Origin of the sequence: Enterobacter sp. A103, assembly GCF_034427535.1 — a bacterium.
Lineage (GTDB): Bacteria > Pseudomonadota > Gammaproteobacteria > Enterobacterales > Enterobacteriaceae > Enterobacter > Enterobacter asburiae_B.
The window spans coordinates 118,747-138,267 of sequence record NZ_JAXQPQ010000001.1 but is presented as its reverse complement, the minus strand read 5'-3'; the positions used below and the strand labels follow the sequence as shown (position 1 = coordinate 138,267).

Below are 19,521 nucleotides of genomic sequence, written 5' to 3'. Positions count from 1 at the left end.
TAATTGCAGGGGCTTATTTACATTACAAAAGCATAGTAGTCGACATATTAATCTTAATACTCATAGCCGATAATTAGGTTCGAATGAATATACCGTTTAAAGGATCATCTAACTTTTATTAGGTCTGAATACCTCGTAGTATACCGTGGAGATAACATATCCCGTTTCATCTGCCACTGCTGCTGTATGCCCTGCCCGGCAAAATAAAGCGTTCCCTTTCCATCTTTCCCGTTCAGATAATCCAGAACTTCCATCAACCTCTCGCTACCAGCACGCGGCGCGTTCTCATCGAACAGGTTGAGCTGGGCCACGCCTTGGCTGAAAAAATCCCCAAGCATGATCCCTGCCTTCTGGTACCGGTGGCCATCCTTCCAAATTTTGTCCAGACACTTTACAGCGGTGTTGATGATGTCGCGAGAATCCTGAGTGGGGGTGAGAAGCTTCATGGACGCACTGTTACCGTAATACGGCTCGTTAAGCGCAAAGGGAGAGGTTTTCACGAACGTAGAGATAAAGCGGCAGTACTGATGTTCACCCCGCAGTTTTTCAGCACCACGGGCGGCATAGCTGCAAATAGCCTGGCGCATCTGTTCATACTCAGTAACGCGTTCGCCGAATGACCGGCTGCAGACGATTTCCTGCTTAGCTGGTGCAAACTCCTCCAGATCCAGACATGGTTCGCCGCGCAGTTCCCGGACAGTTCGCTCCAGGACGACATTGAAGTGCTTTCGAATAATCCACGTACTCTGCTCTGAGAGGTCGAGAGCCGTTTTGATGCCCATGGCGTTCAGCTTCTTACTGATGCGCCTGCCGACGCCCCAGACGTCCTCCACCGGAACCAGAGCAAGCAGTCGGCGCTGGCGATCAAGATTGGATAGGTCCACTACCCCGCCCGTTTGCCGCTGCCATTTTTTGGCGGCATGGTTTGCGAGCTTAGCGAGGGTTTTGGTCTGCGCGATGCCGACCCCAACTGTCAGGTGCGTACGCTTTAGAACCGTAGCGCGGATCTCTTTCCCGAAGTCAGTCAGGTCCCGGCAGTTGCGAACGCCAGTCAGGTCGCAAAAAGCTTCATCGATACTGTAAATTTCGACGCGGGGGCTCATTTCCTCAAGCGTCGTCATTACCCGGTTCGACATGTCTGCGTACATTCAGGGTTAGGCTCTCTGTTGTGGTCATAGCCGTAACCGCCGGAATCTTCGGGTTCACGTCTGTCACGCTCAAGCGCCTCGAGTCTTTTCTCTTCGAACTCAACGGCATCGCGCCACTGGTAGTGATGACCGAAGCCCCAGCAGTAACGACACGCGCCACGACGATACTGCGAAAGCTGGTTTGCATCGAAGGTGGCGAGCTGCCACATCTGCGCGAGGACTTCATCGGCACTGCCAAGCGTGCGCGCAATGGACGCTTTTTGCTGCTGCGCAATAGACTGCGCAACGTTAGGATTCGCTATGAGCTGACGACCGTAGTTTGGGTCGCTATAACCAGCACGCGCAGCAGCGGCCGTGGCGTTATTGTCCTTAAGGTATTCAGCAATAAAGCGCTTTACCTTCGCGCTTAGCTTTATGTCCACCAGCTCATCTGCGCTTTTATCTTTCTGCGCAGTGCGCACTATCTTTCGCGGGTAAATTTTTGTATTTTGCGCAGCAGTTTTCTTGATATAGCGGCGAGCAGTTACATAATTAAGGTTATGTGCCTCGCACCATTCCTTAGGGGATATGCCAGTAGCAGCGTGATCAGACAGGAACCGCTTCTGCAGCTCGCCCCAGTCCGGCTTAGCCATTGTTACCTCTAAACTGAATGAACTTTAGACGTCACTCACAGCTTCAATAGTTGAAGCAATGAAGTATTTTTCTCAAAGAAATCTTGAAATGAGGATTTAAGCTTATGAAATATGTATAACTACGATGACGTACAGAAAATTAAGGCCAATCTCGAGTGGATAGTGCATCAAACCTCTGCCCAGTCTCATTTTCGCACTGAGCATGACCAATTAGTGATTTCCGATCTAATGGAACTCATCCAGATATATGAAACTATTCTGGACCTCGTAAGCAAATTTGGTGCTTCTGTCTTAAATTCGGAAATCATAGCGGGTCTATCAATCACAGAGGAATTCATCGCTAAAGTTAAGCGAAACGAGGGTGCGATGTGAGCGACCAACACAGTGAGTGGCGATTGATTTGTTTTTTGAAGCTTCAAACTGGTGGATTACAGTTTGAAGCTTGGTTATTTAATTCCCGTACAGCCGACTGAAAAGCGCATTTTTCATCGCATCAGAATCAATCGGTTCTAGGTTTAACCAGGTCAATGTCTCACGATTCTTTTCCGCATTGAAATCAGAAAACACACCATGAATATCACCGCTATCAGGTGAGTAGAGAACAGCAATATTCTGTTCTGGACAACTGTGTGGTTTACACCCTGACAGCGCAATATACTTTTTGCCCGCAACTGTTACTTCGGTTGATGGCGTGCTCGTGCCACCACTTTTTACCCATGCAGGTAATTTGTTTTTACTAATCAGCTGGGAGTAGCTTTTAGACGTGCTTTTTGCACTGGCGAAATCAGAAAGATACTTCCCCTCGTCGGCAAGAGCACTGAAAGATACAAAAGCCATAGCAGCGATAAACAATTTACCTTTCATATTAATCCTCATTCCATAAAGACATCACAACTCTATACCTTAGCGGCTACTATGTCAGCCCTACAGTTAGCTAGAGGATTCCATATTACTGCCCATCCCAAGTGATTAACTCAGAATCATCCTAATAGCTACCGCTTATGCTTGTTGATTACGGACTGCTTGCCAGACTATTCAAGACTCTGATGAGGAGTTTGCCAACTCCAGGGAAACATCCATAAAAAGAGCAAGTGAAACTGAGACTCTGGTAGCCCTCCATGTGAGGGCATTTTTTTACATTGCTGCGCTTCGCTTGTTAAATATCGAGTCTTTTCTACAATTTAAAGGTGCTTTGCTATGTCAGGTAAAGCCGTCGTTCAGAAATACCCGTGTGCTCAAGGATGAGCCATCCCTAGTTTTTCCTTTCCAGCTCTATCTGCCTTATACCAGCCAGTTTATTGTTGCCCTTCTCAATCACTGCCAGCAGCGGCTTAATCCAGAGCACGGCCTGGCAGTATGTTATTGAGCCGGCGGCAGCGGTACTATCATCGGCTGCGTCAGGTCTGTTGGTATCGGTACGCAAGGCGCTGGCACGTAAACGGTGCGCGTATTCGAGCAACCCACCAGCAATGTCAGCAGGAATAGGCAGATCACAGGTTTTTTCACGGCGGAGAATCTCCCGGTATTCGATTACGGTTTCTTCGGTGCTGGTGTCGATTAGGGAATTCAGCCTGTTGGTTTGTTCCGCCACCTTATTGAACCGATTGAAGTTGAATGCTTGGGTGGCGATTATCTGCTCCTGAAGAGCATTGTCACTGCGAAGAACCTCATTATCACTCTGCAGGCCGTTGGCATCTGAGCAACTTTTAACGAGTGCGACTGAGAGACCAGCAATAACCACAACCGCGATTGGTAAAAGATTAAAGTTCACTGGTCTATCCCCCAGCACGCCAAAGCACTTTCCTGGTCTCGCCGTTCTACCTGACCGTAGCAGCCGTTCTTCTGGCCTTTAGTCAGGCGGCAGTCGCGGCCAGCGTCTCTAATCCACCAGCGAATTGCCTCGCATGCCCCGGGGCGGTCACCGGCATTGATGCGCTTATAGAACGTTGACGGGAAGCACTTACCCGGCCCGATGTTGTACGGACAGAAAGATGCGATCCCAGCTTTCTGCGGTTCGGTAAGCGGTACCGAAATATTGCGGTCAACCCATGCCAGAGCCTTATTGCGTTCGATAGCATTCACCTGATTGCATTTGGCCTGTGTCAATTTCATGCCCTGCACAACCGGTTTACCATCAACCATCGTTGCGCCGCGGCAAATAGTCCAAATACCACCACCATCTTTGTAGGCCGTGAGGCTGTTACCCTCTTTCTCATTCAGAAAATGATCGAGAATTACGGATGCAGGAGCACCAGCCAATACCAGCCCCAGAACTGCAGTACTCAGCTTTGCTCTGGATCTCATCACTCACCTTCCTTTTGTAATGCCTCAACGACCACGCTTGCAGCAGCAGGACGCTCGTGAAGGGGTTTATCACCAACGCCTTTCAGGTAGTCATTGACCATTTTTGTTCGAATCTCATCCTCTCTACGCCTACGGTTTGCATCCACTCGCCCGTTAATGTAGGAGGCAAGCGAGATAAGCAGACCAGCAGCGCCAAAGAACATGAACACCAGATCCTGAGTGGTAAATCCAATTGCTGACGCCAGAGCTGCTACCCACGCGAAAAACTGCGTGAAGATGTTCCCTGAATCATTCATTTTCATGGTCTCTCACCTCGCTTTGTGCGGGTGCTATTGCAAGAAATAAAAAAGGCCGCCAAACGGCAGCCTTGTGAGGGTTAAAACCTGCTGGAGCTTCCTTCTTCTGAGGAATGCAAAAAATTAAATAATCCTTAAGAAGAACTATTTAAAGCTTTAAAACAATTAACTATTCACAAAGTTTTTAAATGTTATCATTTGCGTTAAGTTAAAAACTTATCCTCATAGGGATATAAGAGATACAAGCGGGTAGCACTGGCATTATTAATGCGGAGAAGATTGATGTCGTTCTCCGCACTTTTTAGTGCACTGAGCTAGCTATCAAATATCTACCTGCCACCACATTAGTTCCAGACACATGCTCAGACATTTAGCCCCCTCTTGCTCTGACTCCTCCATTCAGAAAATTTGAGTGGATAGATAAAAAAAGCCCGCTCTTTTGAAGCGGGCCAATCAGTTGACTATTTGTAAGGTAGGTGTGAGTGAAACCAATGACTCAGTAGTGAAGCTGTATCGGCTGATTCACATAAGGTTCAGGAGAACCAACGAGCATTCAGTAACTTCTCACGACTTAAAGCGTAGCAGTAGTTTTCCAAGTCATAAAAAAAGGCCTGCGTTTTATGGCAGGCTCTCAAGGAATTTGAAACTTGTGTTGTTGTTTTCATGGTGCCGGGTGCCTCCCGGTGACTCTACCCCAGTCAGCAAAGACACGCGCATACCTGCAGACAGCAGTTGACTGGTACGCCCTTTCGCATAGAAAGGATTCACCACGTGAATAAATTACGATGAATTCATTCGCATGGTCAATGTGTGATTGCTTTGGGCACTCTTAAAACGAGGGATAACAAATAAGCCGCCAATAGGCAGCTTTGAAAAATGTTTGGCTCAGTTTCATCAGGAAAGAAGATGATTTGTTGCGCCGGGTGCCTCCCGGTGAGAATGACTCCAGTAAACATTCCCGCGTCTGAGAGGTTTCCTTTTCAGGTAACTACTGGAACGCCCCACCGCAGAGGGGGATTCGCAACACTCACAGTATAGACATAGAAATTTAAAAAGCCCCACGGGGTTAACCGCAGGGCTTTAAACGAAGGCAATAACCCATCGTTAGAGCAAAATTACCACAGTTTCGGGAAAAGTAAATAGCTGACGATAAATTCACGCCCTATTTTGTTATCTGCTTCAGCTGCGCATCAGCCCACGCCTCTTCGATATCAAACTTGGTGATGAGCTGGTCGTAGAATGGCTTAACAGACTTCTTCCAGGTATCGAGGCTGATTGCATCCGTTATCTGACACACCGCGGCGTAAGCCTCAGTTGATGGAATTCGTTCATACCCCCGCCCGCTGCAGCGCTTACAGTCAGCCAGAACCGGCACACCCTGCTGTTCAGTAAGAACCTGATTAACGGCTTTCCCGCGTCCATGGCAATCTCTACAGGAACAGCTAACAACCTTCTTGCCCTTACACTGAGGGCACAGAACTCGCGCTATCTCCCTGACCTCTCTACGCACCTCATACTCAGAAGGACGAATATCCTCTGCGCCCATGTTCAGGGAGATCTTCACGAAATTCTTCTCTTTTGCCGGAGTGTGAGACTTCATGCTGAAAACCTCAGCGTCAATAAACCCTTCCCCATTGCAGCCATCGCACTGCTTCACGCTGGCGGCGCTGCGGGAATAGTCCTCAAACGCGAAGGTAGCCAGCTGGTGCAACACCAGTGGTTTAATCTCTGCATCAAGCTTCCGTAATGCCGCAACCCGATCGCACTTAGTCAATGCGTACTGGGCCAGCAATTCGATCGCCCTCTCCCGGTCATTGTTGCTGATCCCCATCTTTCCGAGAAAAGCGCTATAACCTAAGGTTGCCCGTTCCTGCGTCATGCCCATAGCGGCCATGATATCCGTTCCGGTTAATGAGTCTGACGCCGTTGCACGCGGAGAATCGCTAATCATTGTCGATTTGGCGAAGTGATATTTGAGGGTATTTTCAAGATTCATGCGGTCTCCAGCTCGGTAATGGTGAGTTCTAATTTCCCGCCCTTAACGACAGGCATTTTCACAACGCGATAATCGATTACTTGGCTGTCATCCAGCCAGAATCCCGCCTTGGTCAAAGCGTCAAATGCAGCTTTCTGCAGGTTATCCAGATCGCGGCGTCGGCGGTCGGGCATGTGACATTCAATTCGGATTTTGAGTGGTACAGCTGTCCGAATATTAAGCCGGGCGCTTCGAATGAGACTGGCGACCGCATAGCGATACGCGACGCCATCTGCGCTAATGTGAGTGCGCCCGCGGTTGTGCCGGTAATACCGGTTGTTGCTCGGCGGCCAGGGCAAAGTGATTTGATATGTTTTCACATTCATCCCCACATCCGGTTTCGCCAGCGGCTATCCGGGCGCGCTGGAGTATTTGAGGTCGGAAGGAATGCACTGACAGTCCAGGTCACGTAATCCTGGTTAAGGCTGCGCTCAACTCGCACGCCGCGCGCTTTGTAACGCTTGACCAGTTCGTCGGCCTGTTCGGTGCTACAGTCGGTATGATGGAACCATGTAGACTTCATTCGATCACCCCGCGAAGCCAAGCAGCTGTGCGGCGACATTTTCTGCCTCATCGCGACTGCGGAATGAACGGGACAGGACCCACCGCCAGAGGACATCGAGCGCAGCTTTATAGAGTTGCTGAAACTCGGGCTCGTCCATGTTGGCGAATGAAATGCTGCGAGGATGCTTTTTGAGTGTGCCGTCAGGTAGCTGAATGGCATCAAAGTGCCCTGCCTCAACGATCACCCAGGAGCGGTAAGCATCGAAGGATTTGCACAGGCTAATGCCATTCGTGACGCGCCGGTAAGCAACCTGCTCTAGATACTGCTCAGCAGCATCGATCAGCGCGCCCTCATTCCCGCCATACGAAGCAAGGAACTTGGCGTAGCCAGTGATCAGCTTCCGCTCGTTACTCGAGATAGCCCCGCCGGTTGGTTCCCAGTATTCAAAACCGAGATTGAGAAGCGCGAAAAAGCGTCGGTGGAATGCCGGGTTTCGTACACGTCTGAACTCGGCCACAAGAACATCGCCGAGCCGGGTTTTGGATTGCAGGATATCGCTGGTCTCGGGAGTAGCCGGGATCAGTATTCCTGAATGGTGTTTGATAAGTTGTAATTCTAGCGCCATGGTTCTCTCCGTGGCGCATCAGGTATAGGGTGTTCAGGCCTATGAAAGAATAATATCAGACGGTGGTGTAACTCGGTACCCCAGTCGTTTTGCAAATTGCATAAACCCGTTGAGAGTGAAGATTTCTTCCTCGTCGAGTAACGGTCGTAATGAAACTATTCCATTTACTCGATAAACCAGATATCTCCCTTCCGCCGGGAAGCTATAGATGACTGCGTTATCGGCCCTTCTGACAACGTCGTACCATTGATCATCTGCATTAAAGGCATCTGCACTACACACTATTTTCCCCCAGAGCGACTTATTGACACGGTAAACAGTAATCGGGAACAGCCAGGGGAGCGCAAACAGCAATACTCTTTGAAACTGCTCCAGTGAAATTCACGCGATTAATTAAACCACTCGTCAGCGCTTTCCCAGGTCTCCTGCACGATATGTTCGACCTCTTTCTTGTCACCCCCGAAAACAGTCAGCCCATCATGGCTGGCACGCTTAATCGTAAGCTGGCAATCATCAAACTGCTTGCTGAGCCTTTTCAGCAGTTCTGACTCGAGCGCAGGTATAGATCCATCAGGAAGTTTCTTCATGCGATCAATGGTTAACTCGATTTTCATTTTTCCCTCCGCAATGAATTACTGTATGTATATACAGTATATTTATAAACATATCTTACGGGTTTTGCAACGCTTTCAGAACATCGGATTTGAATCAACCGATTTTTCTTGTAGAACAAATCAAGTGTTCAATCCAGGCGGCAACCTAGATAAAACTGATCTCGCGTCGCAAAATAACATAAGGATTTTAAAAGGTTGGAATTCATTCGCTTCTAAATCGGACATGAAAGCGATGTGTTAGAAAAGAGAAAAAAACATCACTTATGTTAAAAAATTGGGTGACTTTTAAATTGGTTTAATTTTAGCCAGATGTGATAGAGTGAAATACATTCATTGAGAGGCTAATCATCATGTCTGTTATCGATTACGCAATGAAACTTTTTGGAAGCGTATTAACCACCACCGTCACCTGCCCTGTTTGCGGATTAAAATCCGCTCAGTCTTCCTCTAAACTGCGTCTAAAAAGCCCCATGCTCTGTCCGGGGTGTAAAGCACTTTTTATCTCTCCGCGCTAGCTTCACAGCCGATGTTCTACACTTAATATAATATCAGCAGTTGTCAAAATCCCCGATGCCTTACGCCCATCCTGAGAGAACGTTTCTGAACTGATTTCGCATCTGCTCCTGCGCGTTAACGTAGCAAAAGAGCAACCCTATGAAAATGAAACATATCGCGTGGTTTAAGCGATCTCGTATTCTGCCCGAAGGCAGCGCACACATATCAGCCACAGTCAACGATTGGGGAGGAGAAAACTATTTACGTTCGGAACTGTTTTCTACCCCTCAGTTGGAACGCTTTGGAAAAAAACTGGCTCGTACGCACAAATTGTCTCCGGAAATACTACCGTACTACCTTCTTAAACGACTAACTGACAATGAAACGATAATTACGCGATGTTGCTATCTACTCAATGCAGGAAAAAAAACGAGTATCATGCCCGCAGGTGAGTGGCTGCTGGACAACTATTACCTGATTGAAGAGCAGATTCGCATGGTACGCCAGCACTTACCGAAAAGCTTTGGTAAGGGTCTTCCGCTACTAGCCTACCCGCATAGATGTCCCAGAATTTATGACTTAGCCTCAGAGGCCATAGCGCATGGCGACGGACGCTGGGACACCAGCAGTCTTACCAGTTATATTTCCGCCTATCAAGAGGTGACACCTCTGACGTTGGGGGAGATATGGGCTTTGCCAGGAATGCTGCGTCTAGCGCTGATTGAAAACCTGCGTCGTGTGAGCAACGAAGTGACCCAAGCCCAGCAGGAGCGAAATCTTGCAGATATGTGGATAACGCGGATTTTTGATTGTGCAGAGAATGCTCCCGCCGACCTAATTATGATTGTTGCCGATATGGCGCGTACTCACCCTCCGCTGAGCAGTGCCTTTGTCGCTGAAATGGTTCGTCGTCTGCAGGGACATGGCAATGCTCTTGCACTCCCTCTGAATTGGATTGAACAACGTCTTGCAGAGCAAGGTGTTACAACTGAGGTCCTGATTCATCGCTTCAATCAGCAGCTTGCCGCCAGCCAGCTTTCCGTCAGTAACAGTATTTCGGGTTTACGTCTGCTGAATGAAACGAACTGGTCTGATTTTGCAGAGACCATCAGCGTAGTCGAGCAAACATTACGCCTTGACCCAGCTGGTATATATCCTCACATGCACTTCGACACCCGAGATCATTATCGCCATGTGATTGAAACGCTTGCCAGGGATGCGATCTTAAGTGAGCCGGAAGTTGCAAACCGTGTGATGGCAATGTCTTGCGAACCGAGTCTAGATCCTGAGCACCGACATATCGGTTATTTTCTGCTTGGGGGTGGAAGGCCACAACTTGAAAAACTGTTGTCAGCTGAAAGGTCTCTATTGAAACGGCTGCGGCAGAGTATGAATAAATCGCCCCTTCTGTCATGGCTTGGTAGCCTGAGTCTTTTGACCACGGCCGCTTCAGCTACCATATTGTATGAAACTGCACTACAGGGTATATTCTGGCTGCTCATCCCCCTAGCACTCCCCCTTATTGTTGCCATTAGTCAACTCGCCAGCGATATGCTTAGCGAAGCAACGACACGCTTTCGTATTCCCAGGCCTCTGCCGCGGATGGACTTTTCAAGTGGGATACCAGTTGAATATGCCACAATGGTTGCGATCCCTTGCATGCTGACAAGCTATGAAAGCCTCTGCAAACTTCTCTTCCGCCTGGAAGTCTGCAGCCTTGGCAATCAGGATGAAAATCTCTGCTTTGCACTTCTTACCGATTTTCCGGATTCATCAACTGAGGATACCGAGGAAAACACTGTCCTTTTAAGGCAAGCGATTGCTGAGATGCAGAGACTTAATCGGCGCAACCCTAGCGGCCGATCTCGATTTTATCTACTGCACCGCCAGCGGGAGTGGAACGATTCGCAGAGAATCTGGATGGGATATGAACGCAAGCGGGGCAAACTAGCTCTTCTTAACAGCTGGTTACGCCAACCGGGAACCCAGTTTTCGAGCGTTGCAGACCTTCCCTCGCAGGCTTTGCCCGGACGGATTAAATACGTCATCACTCTTGACAGTGATACGCTCCTGCCTCGTGATACAGCCCATAAACTGGTGGCCACAATGGCGCATCCGCTGAACAAACCAGTATATGATCCAACGTTCCAACGAGTCGTTAAAGGGTACGGAATTTTACAGCCAGGCTTAGCAGAGGAAATGCCTCTTTACGGTCAGGGGCGTTACGCCGCCATGCGCAGCAGCGTCCCGGGTAATAATCCCTATTCGATGATGTCTTCAGATATATATCAGGATCTTTTCGGCGAGGGATCGTTCGTAGGCAAAGGTATCTATGACGTAGATATTTTTGTCCAGTCCACTGCCAACGTCTGTCCGGAAAATCTCGTACTCAGTCACGACCTGCTGGAAGGATGTTACGCCCGCTCTGGTCTGCTGAGCAACGTTTTACTTTACGAACAATATCCAACTAATTATCTCTCAGACGTCGCACGTCGTACGCGCTGGATCCGAGGAGATTGGCAACTGCTCAATTGGCTGAGGGTTCGGGTCAGAAAAGCTGACGGAAGTAGGGAAAAAAATCCATTGTCCATCCTTTCTCGCTGGAAGTTATTGGATAATCTCCGACGCAGCCTGGTAGCGCCGTCGATCATGCTGCTTGTATTTAGCACGCTGCTCTGGCTCCCCAACCCTTTATACTGGTTTAGCGTGCTAACGCTAATATGGTTTCTTCCTGCGGCGCTTAGCATAGCATGGGATCTCGTTCATAAACCGCACCGCCGTCCCCTTAAACAACATCTGCAACTGGTTTCAGCTGGAGCCTTGAAGCGCGTTTCACGTATCGGTCTCACATTTATGATACTACCCCACGAGGCCTGTTACTCATTATACGCTATTGGAGTTACGCTTTGGCGACTAGGTATAAGCCAGCGTAACCTCAACCAATGGGTAAGCTATAACCCAGATAACTACCAATCCAGTATCTCTGTTTTAGGTTTTTATCGGGCAATGTGGCTGAATGTTGCCTGCGGTCTGAGTCTCGCATCACTAGCATTGGTGTTTGATCCGCTGATGATGTTCATTGCATTGCCCATTAGCGTCGGGTGGTGCATATCTCCCATTATTATGGCTTGGCTGAGCCGCCAACCCGCGTGTAAGCCCTTTTTGCCAGATCAGAAACAGAAACTTCTGCTGAGACAGACAAGCCGAGAAATATGGTCTTTTTTTGAGACCTTCGCCACAGCGAAAGAAAATTGGCTCCCCCCTGATAATTACCAGGAAATACCGCAGCCGACGATCGCGCACCGTACATCTCCAACCAACATTGGGTTATCACTACTGGCTAACCTTACTGCTTGGGATTTTGGCTATTTGCCAGGCGGTAGCGTCTTACAACGCATAACGCTCACGCTCGACTCTCTTGATAATATGGAACATTTTCGTGGTCATTTATTTAACTGGTATGACACTCGAACGCTTGCGCCGCTGAGTCCACGTTACGTATCAAGCGTGGACAGCGGTAATATGGCCGGACATTTGTTAACTCTGCGTGAAGGGTTATTAGCCATGCGAAACCAGCCCATTTTGAATGTCGAAAGAATACTTGCAGGGTTAATCGATACATTATTACTTCTTGAAAAACACTGGGGGCCGGGGGCACCGGATTCGCTTAAAGAGCTTCAAAAGCAGTGTTTCAGCTCAGCGGAACTACCTCCGGGAGCTCTTTACAGCGAACTTAAAAAGATGCGAACTCAGTGCAAACATCTCACCGCTGCGAGTCAGCAGGAAGGCGATCTTGTGGTGCGCTGGGCCGAACATCTGGAGCATCAGTTGGTTGAATTATGCCACGAATGGTCACATCTGCTCGCGTGGATACCCCCTACATACCAAAGCGAGACACTGCCAACACTAAGCTGGTTGGCGCAGAGTACCGATACCGGAGAAGGAACGCCTCCTGCACCAGTAATTACTCACGCCCGTTTGCGGCTGGATATCATCAGCGAACTTGAAAAGAGATTAAATGACCATGCACGAATGGATTTTGCCTTTCTCTACAGCGAAGCTACCAGCCTACTGAGTGTCGGATATAACTGCGACACAAATACCGCCGATAAAAGCCACTATGACCTTCTGCCCTCTGAAATCAGGCTGACAAGTTATCTCGCTATCGCGACAAATCAGCTTCCGATGAAAAGCTGGTATGCGTTGGGAAGGTTGTTCACCAATATCGACAATGAAACCGCGTTGATGTCATGGAGCGGCTCGATGTTTGAATACCTGATGCCGAATCTGGTGATGCCAAACTGGCGCGGCAGTTTGCTTGATGAAATGGGCAAATCCGCAGTGACACGCCAGATTAACTGGGGCAAGGAACGTGGCGTACCATGGGGCGTCTCTGAGTCCGGCTATCATGCATTTGATGTCCAGAGTAATTATCAGTATCAGGCATTTGGGGTACCTGGACTCGGTCTTCGCCGAGGACTTGCGGACGATATGGTTGTCGCGCCGTATGCAACACTACTGGCTCTGCTCGTTTCCCCCCAGAAGGCCTGTGAAAACTTGCTTAGACTGGAGCAGAGCGGCGCACATGGCGAATACGGGTTTTATGAAGCGCTGGACTACACGCCATCGCGGCTTGCTACCGGGCAACTGTACGCGGTTGTACAGTCCTGGATGGCACACCACCAGGGGATGGGATTCCAGGCGCTAGCGCATATCCTGCTTGATGCCCCAATGAGCGAGCGATTTATGACAAGCCCCACCTTTATGTCGGCGAATCTTCTTTTGCAGGAACGCGTCCCGGATTCAGTCGATCTTTACAGCCCTCGCCGTCATTTTGAATCCCATGAAGGAAGGGTTAAACCGGTGCGATATGAACCGAGAGTTTTCAGTCATGTAGACAGCCCTACTCCGGAAATACAACTGCTCTCAAATGGGCATTACCATTTGATGCTGACGCCAGGTGGTGGAGGGTACAGCCGTTGGAATTCGATTTCAGTTACCCGCTGGCGCAGCGATACAACCCGTGATAACTGGGGATCGTTCTGTTATATCCGTGATCCGCATACGAATGAGGTGTGGAGCAATACTTGGCAGCCCATGGGCGGAAATGCGAACAGCAGCGATGAGATAATCTTCACCGACGCAGGCGCAGAATTCAGGCGTACCTTGGGAGCCCTAAGCGTTAGGACACAGGTTGTGGTTTCCCCGGAAGATGATATAGAGCTGCGGCGTGTCACCCTGGTACACCATGGCCGTCTACCGCGAACGCTTGAGCTAACAACGTATGCTGAAGTAGTGATTGCTCCAGAAACCAGTGATCTAGCGCATCCGGCATTCAGTAATTTGTTCATTGAAACTGAGATTGATCACAGTCGGGACGCTATTCTTTGCCATCGACGACCGCGTTCTCAAGATGAACCGAGCCCATTTCTGTTTCACATGATGGTGGTGCATAGCAATGATCATAATGAAGCCTCGTTTGAAACAGACCGAGCTAAGTTTATTGGGAGGGGCAGAAGTCCGGCTGATGCCGCTGCTATCTATGCTAACGGGCCGCTCAGCAATACTTCCGGTGCCGTGCTGGATCCTGTACTAGCGATCCGACAAGTTGTGAGACTCATGCCAGGCATTCCGATAACGATTGATATCGTTTATGGCATCAGTGAGAGCCGTCAGCAAAGCAAGGCATTATTGGAAAAATACCGTGATTACCCAATCGCTGAGCGTGTTTTTGAGCTTGCCTGGTCGCACAGTCTGGTAGTGCTCAGGCAGATAAATGCTAGCGAAGATGACGCAACGCTGTTTAACCGACTCGCTAGCGCTGTGCTCTATTCCTGTCAGGAACTACGCGCCGACGTTCAAGTCATAAGCCGTAACCGCCGCGGTCAGTCCGGACTGTGGGGCTGGGGTATTTCAGGTGATCTACCGATTGTACTGCATAGCGTGACCAGCGATGAGAGTATGACCTCTATCACTACACTGATTCAAGCTCATCGTTACTGGCGACTAAAAGGGCTTGAAGTGGACCTTGTTATCCTCAATAACAGCGCCGGTGGCTATCAGCAGGCCCTACAAACACTGATTATGGATTTAATCTATGCCGGTTCAGAAGCCAGCCTGCTGGATAAACCTGGCGGCATTTTTGTCCGTAACGGGGAGCATTTGTCTTCCGAAGATAAGCAATTGTTGATGAGCGTTGCATGTATGCATCTTGACGATCGCGCCGGCGGGCTAAACGAGCAACTTAATCAGCGGCTCCACTCGTCAATTAAACCGCAAAGGCCATTTGTACCTTTTGTCACTGAGGGAAGCAATCGACACGAAGACTGGACGCCGCATATAGAACATATGTTCAACTTCAATGGGCATGGAGGGTTTTCTGAGGATGGACGGGAGTATCAGATTATCCTGAAGGAAAATGTTCCAACGCCGGCCCCTTGGTCAAATGTGCTGGCAAACTCCTGTTTTGGTAGCGTCATTTCAGAAGCCGGACAGGCTTACAGTTGGTATGAGAACGCTCATGAATATCGTTTAACCCCCTGGGAAAACGATCCAGTAAGCGACCGTAGCGGTGAGGTTTTTTATATTCGTGATGAAGAGAGCGGAACGGTATGGTCACCCACGACATTACCTGTGCGTGGCCGCGGGGATTATTTAACCCGTCATGGTTTTGGCTACAGCGTATTCGCGCACCGCGATAGTGGTATAGATAGCGAGTTGACAATACTGGTTAGCGAACACGATCCTGTTAAGTTGGCACTTCTGACGCTTAGTAACAATTCGGGCCGCACGCGCAAATTATCGGTCACAGGGTACGTAGAGTGGACGCTTGGGGAATCACGCTCGCGTTCTGCTCCCCATATCGTTACACATACGGTGATCGTGCCGGCTGGTAGTGGAGTTACAGCAAATAACTTTTACGGAGCTAACGGCGAAGGACGCATTGCATTTTTCGCTGTCAACGATCCTCATTGTTCGTTGACAGGTGATCGCCGAGAGTTTATTGGCCGCAATGGCTCTTTGCAAAAACCGGCCGCAATGAAGCTTCGCAGTTTATCGGGAAATACGGGCGCCGGTTTGGATCCATGCGGTGCAGTTCAGTCTGTTACCACCCTAATTGACGGTGATCAGAAGACCTTTATTTTTGTACTCGGCAGCGAGGAAAACTCCGCCCGGGCTCAGACTATACTCGCTCATTATTTGGATGAAAATATCGTTCGACAGGAGTTGGACAATGTCCATCGTCACTGGCACCGCATGCTGGATAAGATAGTGGTCAATACACCAGACCATTCAGTTGATAAGCTAGTTAACGGTTGGCTTCTGTATCAGACAATGGCCTGTCGACTCATGGCGCGCAGTGGTTATTATCAATCGGGTGGCGCATTTGGTTTTCGGGATCAACTCCAGGATACATTAGCACTGACCCACGCTGCACCGGAACGCCTGCGCGACCAAATAGTACTATGTGCGTCAAGACAGTTTATTGAAGGCGATGTGCAGCACTGGTGGCATCCACCTCACGGTAACGGCGTACGCACGCGATGTTCAGATGATTTTCTCTGGCTCCCGCTCGCCGTCTGTCACTACGTCGACACTTCTGAGGATATCGGAATACTAGAGCAGATGATTCCTTATCTGGAAGGACGTCAGCTCCAGCCTGGAGAAGAGTCCGTTTACGATACTCCACTAATCAGCCACACCGAAGAGACGCTATGGCAACACTGCGTTAAAGCCATTAAGCATGGGCTTCGTTTTGGACAACATGGTCTGCCGCTAATGGGCGCTGGCGACTGGAACGATGGGATGAACCGGGTCGGCATCGAAGGAAAAGGTGAAAGCGTTTGGCTCGGGTTCTTCCTGTTCGACATTTTAAAGCGTTTCGCGACGCTCGCTGATCGTCAGCAAGATAAGCTTGTAGCATCGCTGTGTCGCACGGAGGCGGAACACTTGCAGAAAAATCTGAATGCGACAGCCTGGGACGGGGAATGGTTTCGGCGTGGATATTTTGACGATGGAACGCCTTTAGGCTCCAAAAGTTCTCAAGACTGCCGGATTGATGCAATAGCTCAAAGTTGGTCCGTTTTATCCGGTGCGACTGACTGTGGACGTGCCGGTAAATCAATGCAGGCTCTGGACAAGCATTTGGTAAACTCCGAATCCAGGTTGATAAAGCTACTTTCGCCTCCATTCGATGGACACGGACCAAATCCCGGTTACATTCAGGGTTATGTGCCTGGTGTGCGTGAAAATGGCGGGCAATATACTCATGGTGCTATCTGGGCCGTGATGGCATTTGCCCGAATGGGAAATGCAGAGCGTGCGTGGCAACTCTGGTCACTGATCAATCCAATAAACCACGCGTCTACTGACGAAGAAGTTGCGATTTACAGAGCAGAACCATACGTAATGAGTGCAGATGTTTACAGCATCGCGCCACATACTGGACGTGCAGGTTGGAGTTGGTACACCGGATCAGCGGGTTGGGCCTATCGTCTTCTTACAGAAGAATTGATGGGCATAAAACGTTCCGGTGATATCTTGACCATACATGCCCTGTTACCAGCAGAGTGGGAGTCTTTTTCTCTGACATATCAGCATGACGAAAGTCATTACGAGATTACCATTACACGTGGCAACGGGGAGTATCAGGTCATACTAGATGGTATCGAACTGTCTGATGACCGAATACCTTTAAAGCAGGATGGTCAAAGACACATAGTAGAGATCACTCAGAACTAAGGGATCTTAAGAGCGCATTAACGCCTACCGTTAATGCGCTGATTGTCTCTAAGCACTTCAATCGCAGTCTGCATAGCAACTTTATCATCACGTCTTTTTTGCTTACCTTGCATGACTTGAAGATACTCGAGCAAGGTCCGGGTATTAATGGGCCTTCCCTGTTTACCCACAGCAAGCACTGCTTCACCTAAAATAATTTTTACTGGCGGCAACTGCGCTGGGTACCAGTCAAGAGTGTCTTCTGATTTCATCATAAATTTCTCATGGAAGGATATTGTAACATAAATCAAACTGTTGTTTTCTAAAAGCTCATATTTTATTCAGCAATAAATATTCATAACTTAACCCGACAATTTATATTTTAAAGCGTATAATAAATATTATATTTTTCAGAGGTTATTTTATGTCATTTACAGAGGGACTTAGACATTTTAAAGAAAGACCGGTCCATGTTGCTTGCCCGGTATGCGCATACAGAGCCAATCAGAAAGCAGGTAAACTAAGAAAAAATGCTGTTCTGGAATGTCCTGCCTGCGGACTGTTGTTCAGGCCATCAGAATGCTGGTGCATCGGCGGCTGAACAGTTCCTGCAACTTAACTGATATCTGTAAATGCCAACATTCCTTTTATAGTATAGTGGTAGAGGGCATTATGATGAAAGATAAAAAATCTGTTTTTATTGAAGGAGATATACTTTCGAACAGCTGTCATGGACAGATCGGTCAACATTTCTATATCCACAGAGTGAAATTTAGCAATGGTAAATATGCAATTGTTCGGGAAGCATCAGGGATATGTTTCAAGCCAGGCGAAGTTATTCAACGAAATGATTGCTATTGGTTTTATAACTTAATCCCAATTCGTCTTCTATCTTTTGAGTATGTTGGGGAGGATGAATCCAGAAGGCAATTCCTCGAATATCGTTAATAACCCATTGAGTCTTATAGAAAAAGAATTTTTTCGCCTCACTAAACCATTTAGTGAGCATCCACTCCCACACGCAATCTGTCCCCCTGAATTCAGAAAAAAACTCAATTATCTAAATGAAACGTTCCGCTGAAAAACAAATTTTCAAATTATCCATGTGCATTACAACCTTCATTAACTTAGGGAAATTTATGTCACAACTCTTTACATACAAATTACTTCATCCCCGCCACTGGTTTTCCTGGGCAGGCTTGGCACTTCTGTGGGTTATAGTCCAACTTCCTTATCCGGTTTTATATACTCTTGGTTCCGGTCTTGGAAAAATCTCCAGGCCCTTTTTAAAACGTAGAGAAAGTATAGCGGTTAGGAATATTGAACTCTGTTTTCCCGATATGACTCCGATTGCCCGAAGCCAGATGATAAATAATAACTTTGTTTCTCTCGGGCTGGGACTGATGGAAACTGGCATGGCCTGGTTCTGGAGCGATGCGAGAGTCAAAAAGTGGTTTGACGTAGAAGGGATTGAAAACTTGGCTAACGCAACCGGAGGGGTAATGGTTGTCGGGATTCATTTCATGTCGCTTGAACTATGCGGAAGAGTAATGGGGTTATGCCATCCAATGATGGCAACATATCGGCCGCACAACAATCCATTGATGGAATGGGTTCAGACAAAAGGACGTATGCGTTCAAATAAAGCTATGATTGATCGACGTAATCTATCTCGCTTAGTTCATGCACTCAAGGCCGGTGAAGCTGTGTGGTTTGCACCAGATCAGGATTACGGGCCTAAGGGGAGCGTTTTCGCACCCTTTTTCTCGGTAAAAAAAGCAGCCACAACGAACGGAACGTACGCACTTTCAAAACTCGCTGGAGCAAATTTGATCACACTTAGCATGATTCGACGGAGCGATAAAAAAGGTTATCATATGTATATCAGTAATCCATTGTTAGGATATCCGGAGGACGATAATATCGCTGCAGCTGCTTATATGAATAAAATCATCGAGCGTGAAATCCTCCGCGCCCCTGAGCAATACCTGTGGATGCATCGAAGGTTCAAAACGCGCCCAGAAGGAGAAGACTCTTTATACAAATGAATTTTTCACAGAATTATTCAAATGATTGTCCAGTGGACCTTTCTCAACACCACTCGCACCTCATGCTAGCTTTCATCCGTTCATATTCCGTCCTTAGC

At 48.4% G+C, this 19,521-nt stretch carries 15 protein-coding genes and 2 pseudogenes; 4 read left to right on the top strand and 13 right to left on the bottom strand.

Going from position 1 to position 19,521, the window contains the following annotated elements; all coding sequences use genetic code 11:
- Window positions 1-104 precede the first annotated feature (104 nt).
- The 12 genes and pseudogenes from umuC to SPH27_RS00630 all read right to left on the bottom strand — a co-directional run.
- A pseudogene (gene umuC / locus SPH27_RS00685) lies at window positions 105-1,148 on the bottom strand (translesion error-prone DNA polymerase V subunit UmuC); the annotation flags it as partial.
- Window positions 1,145-1,780, bottom strand: a pseudogene (locus tag SPH27_RS00680) (terminase small subunit); the annotation flags it as partial. The pseudogenes SPH27_RS00680 and umuC, both read right to left, overlap by 4 nt.
- A gap of 450 nt (window positions 1,781-2,230) precedes the next feature.
- The gene (locus SPH27_RS00675) at window positions 2,231-2,644 is read right to left on the bottom strand and encodes an Ivy family c-type lysozyme inhibitor (protein WP_182071207.1); all 414 of its coding nucleotides are present in this window, start codon (window positions 2,642-2,644) and stop codon (window positions 2,231-2,233) included.
- 388 nt (window positions 2,645-3,032) lie between these two features.
- On the bottom strand, window positions 3,033-3,551 hold the full coding sequence (locus SPH27_RS00670; RefSeq protein ID WP_182071206.1) for a hypothetical protein: 519 nt from the start codon (window positions 3,549-3,551) through the stop codon (window positions 3,033-3,035).
- Window positions 3,548-4,084 (bottom strand): lysozyme, encoded by a 537-nt coding sequence (locus SPH27_RS00665; RefSeq protein WP_182071205.1) that lies wholly within the window; start codon window positions 4,082-4,084, stop codon window positions 3,548-3,550. The genes SPH27_RS00670 and SPH27_RS00665 overlap by 4 nt, the downstream gene beginning before the upstream one ends.
- Window positions 4,084-4,386: a hypothetical protein gene (locus SPH27_RS00660; protein ID WP_048223534.1), complete on the bottom strand. Its 303-nt coding sequence runs from the start codon at window positions 4,384-4,386 to the stop codon at window positions 4,084-4,086. Before SPH27_RS00660 ends, SPH27_RS00665 begins: the two co-directional genes overlap by 1 nt.
- Before the next feature lie 1,156 nt (window positions 4,387-5,542).
- Window positions 5,543-6,376 carry an antitermination protein gene (locus SPH27_RS00655; RefSeq protein WP_085841763.1) on the bottom strand — a complete coding sequence of 278 codons (834 nt, stop codon included), beginning with the start codon at window positions 6,374-6,376 and terminating at the stop codon, window positions 5,543-5,545.
- Window positions 6,373-6,735, bottom strand: coding sequence for a crossover junction endodeoxyribonuclease RusA (rusA, locus tag SPH27_RS00650; protein ID WP_182071287.1), 363 nt, complete (start codon window positions 6,733-6,735; stop codon window positions 6,373-6,375). The genes SPH27_RS00655 and rusA overlap by 4 nt, the downstream gene beginning before the upstream one ends.
- A 2-nt stretch (window positions 6,736-6,737) precedes the next feature.
- Complete coding sequence (locus tag SPH27_RS00645) at window positions 6,738-6,938, bottom strand: hypothetical protein (protein ID WP_072034206.1); 201 nt, start codon at window positions 6,936-6,938, stop codon at window positions 6,738-6,740.
- A gap of 4 nt (window positions 6,939-6,942) precedes the next feature.
- Window positions 6,943-7,545: a DUF1367 family protein gene (locus SPH27_RS00640; RefSeq protein ID WP_047647978.1), complete on the bottom strand. Its 603-nt coding sequence runs from the start codon at window positions 7,543-7,545 to the stop codon at window positions 6,943-6,945.
- A 39-nt stretch (window positions 7,546-7,584) separates the two neighbouring features.
- Window positions 7,585-7,827, bottom strand: coding sequence for a hypothetical protein (locus SPH27_RS00635; protein ID WP_072034227.1), 243 nt, complete (start codon window positions 7,825-7,827; stop codon window positions 7,585-7,587).
- 107 nt (window positions 7,828-7,934) lie between these two features.
- Window positions 7,935-8,159, bottom strand: a complete 225-nt coding sequence (locus tag SPH27_RS00630) for a DinI family protein (RefSeq protein ID WP_063441146.1) — start codon at window positions 8,157-8,159, stop codon at window positions 7,935-7,937.
- Between the two features lie 350 nt (window positions 8,160-8,509).
- Between SPH27_RS00630 and SPH27_RS00625 the strand changes: the two genes are divergently transcribed.
- Both SPH27_RS00625 and SPH27_RS00620 read left to right on the top strand, forming a co-directional pair.
- Complete coding sequence (locus tag SPH27_RS00625) at window positions 8,510-8,674, top strand: YnfU family zinc-binding protein (RefSeq protein WP_213730115.1); 165 nt, start codon at window positions 8,510-8,512, stop codon at window positions 8,672-8,674.
- Window positions 8,675-8,813: 139 nt separating this feature from the next.
- Window positions 8,814-17,396: a GH36-type glycosyl hydrolase domain-containing protein gene (locus SPH27_RS00620; protein WP_182071204.1), complete on the top strand. Its 8,583-nt coding sequence runs from the start codon at window positions 8,814-8,816 to the stop codon at window positions 17,394-17,396.
- Between the two features lie 17 nt (window positions 17,397-17,413).
- Here SPH27_RS00620 and SPH27_RS00615 read toward each other — a convergent pair whose 3' ends face one another.
- The gene (locus SPH27_RS00615) at window positions 17,414-17,647 is read right to left on the bottom strand and encodes a hypothetical protein (protein ID WP_039262743.1); all 234 of its coding nucleotides are present in this window, start codon (window positions 17,645-17,647) and stop codon (window positions 17,414-17,416) included.
- A gap of 152 nt (window positions 17,648-17,799) precedes the next feature.
- Here SPH27_RS00615 and SPH27_RS23075 point away from each other — a divergent pair, with 152 nt between their 5' ends.
- Both SPH27_RS23075 and lpxP read left to right on the top strand, forming a co-directional pair.
- Window positions 17,800-17,976 (top strand): YnfU family zinc-binding protein, encoded by a 177-nt coding sequence (locus SPH27_RS23075; RefSeq protein ID WP_213730113.1) that lies wholly within the window; start codon window positions 17,800-17,802, stop codon window positions 17,974-17,976.
- Between the two features lie 538 nt (window positions 17,977-18,514).
- Window positions 18,515-19,423: a kdo(2)-lipid IV(A) palmitoleoyltransferase gene (gene lpxP / locus SPH27_RS00610; protein ID WP_047647981.1), complete on the top strand. Its 909-nt coding sequence runs from the start codon at window positions 18,515-18,517 to the stop codon at window positions 19,421-19,423.
- The last annotated feature ends 98 nt before the right edge of the window (window positions 19,424-19,521 follow it).

What these genes read in the sequence shown, in the direction of transcription:
- SPH27_RS00675 (WP_182071207.1), bottom strand. Translation starts at nt 2,644, where the DNA reads ATGAAAGGTAAATTGTTTATCGCTGCTATGGCTTTTGTATCTTTCAGT.
- SPH27_RS00665 (WP_182071205.1), bottom strand. Translation starts at nt 4,084, where the DNA reads ATGAGATCCAGAGCAAAGCTGAGTACTGCAGTTCTGGGGCTGGTATTG.
- SPH27_RS00660 (WP_048223534.1), bottom strand. Translation starts at nt 4,386, where the DNA reads ATGAAAATGAATGATTCAGGGAACATCTTCACGCAGTTTTTCGCGTGG.
- SPH27_RS00655 (WP_085841763.1), bottom strand. Translation starts at nt 6,376, where the DNA reads ATGAATCTTGAAAATACCCTCAAATATCACTTCGCCAAATCGACAATG.
- SPH27_RS00645 (WP_072034206.1), bottom strand. Translation starts at nt 6,938, where the DNA reads ATGAAGTCTACATGGTTCCATCATACCGACTGTAGCACCGAACAGGCC.
- SPH27_RS00640 (WP_047647978.1), bottom strand. Translation starts at nt 7,545, where the DNA reads ATGGCGCTAGAATTACAACTTATCAAACACCATTCAGGAATACTGATC.
- SPH27_RS00630 (WP_063441146.1), bottom strand. Translation starts at nt 8,159, where the DNA reads ATGAAAATCGAGTTAACCATTGATCGCATGAAGAAACTTCCTGATGGA.
- SPH27_RS00625 (WP_213730115.1), top strand. Translation starts at nt 8,510, where the DNA reads ATGTCTGTTATCGATTACGCAATGAAACTTTTTGGAAGCGTATTAACC.
- SPH27_RS00620 (WP_182071204.1), top strand. Translation starts at nt 8,814, where the DNA reads ATGAAAATGAAACATATCGCGTGGTTTAAGCGATCTCGTATTCTGCCC.
- SPH27_RS00615 (WP_039262743.1), bottom strand. Translation starts at nt 17,647, where the DNA reads ATGAAATCAGAAGACACTCTTGACTGGTACCCAGCGCAGTTGCCGCCA.
- SPH27_RS23075 (WP_213730113.1), top strand. Translation starts at nt 17,800, where the DNA reads ATGTCATTTACAGAGGGACTTAGACATTTTAAAGAAAGACCGGTCCAT.
- lpxP (WP_047647981.1), top strand. Translation starts at nt 18,515, where the DNA reads ATGTCACAACTCTTTACATACAAATTACTTCATCCCCGCCACTGGTTT.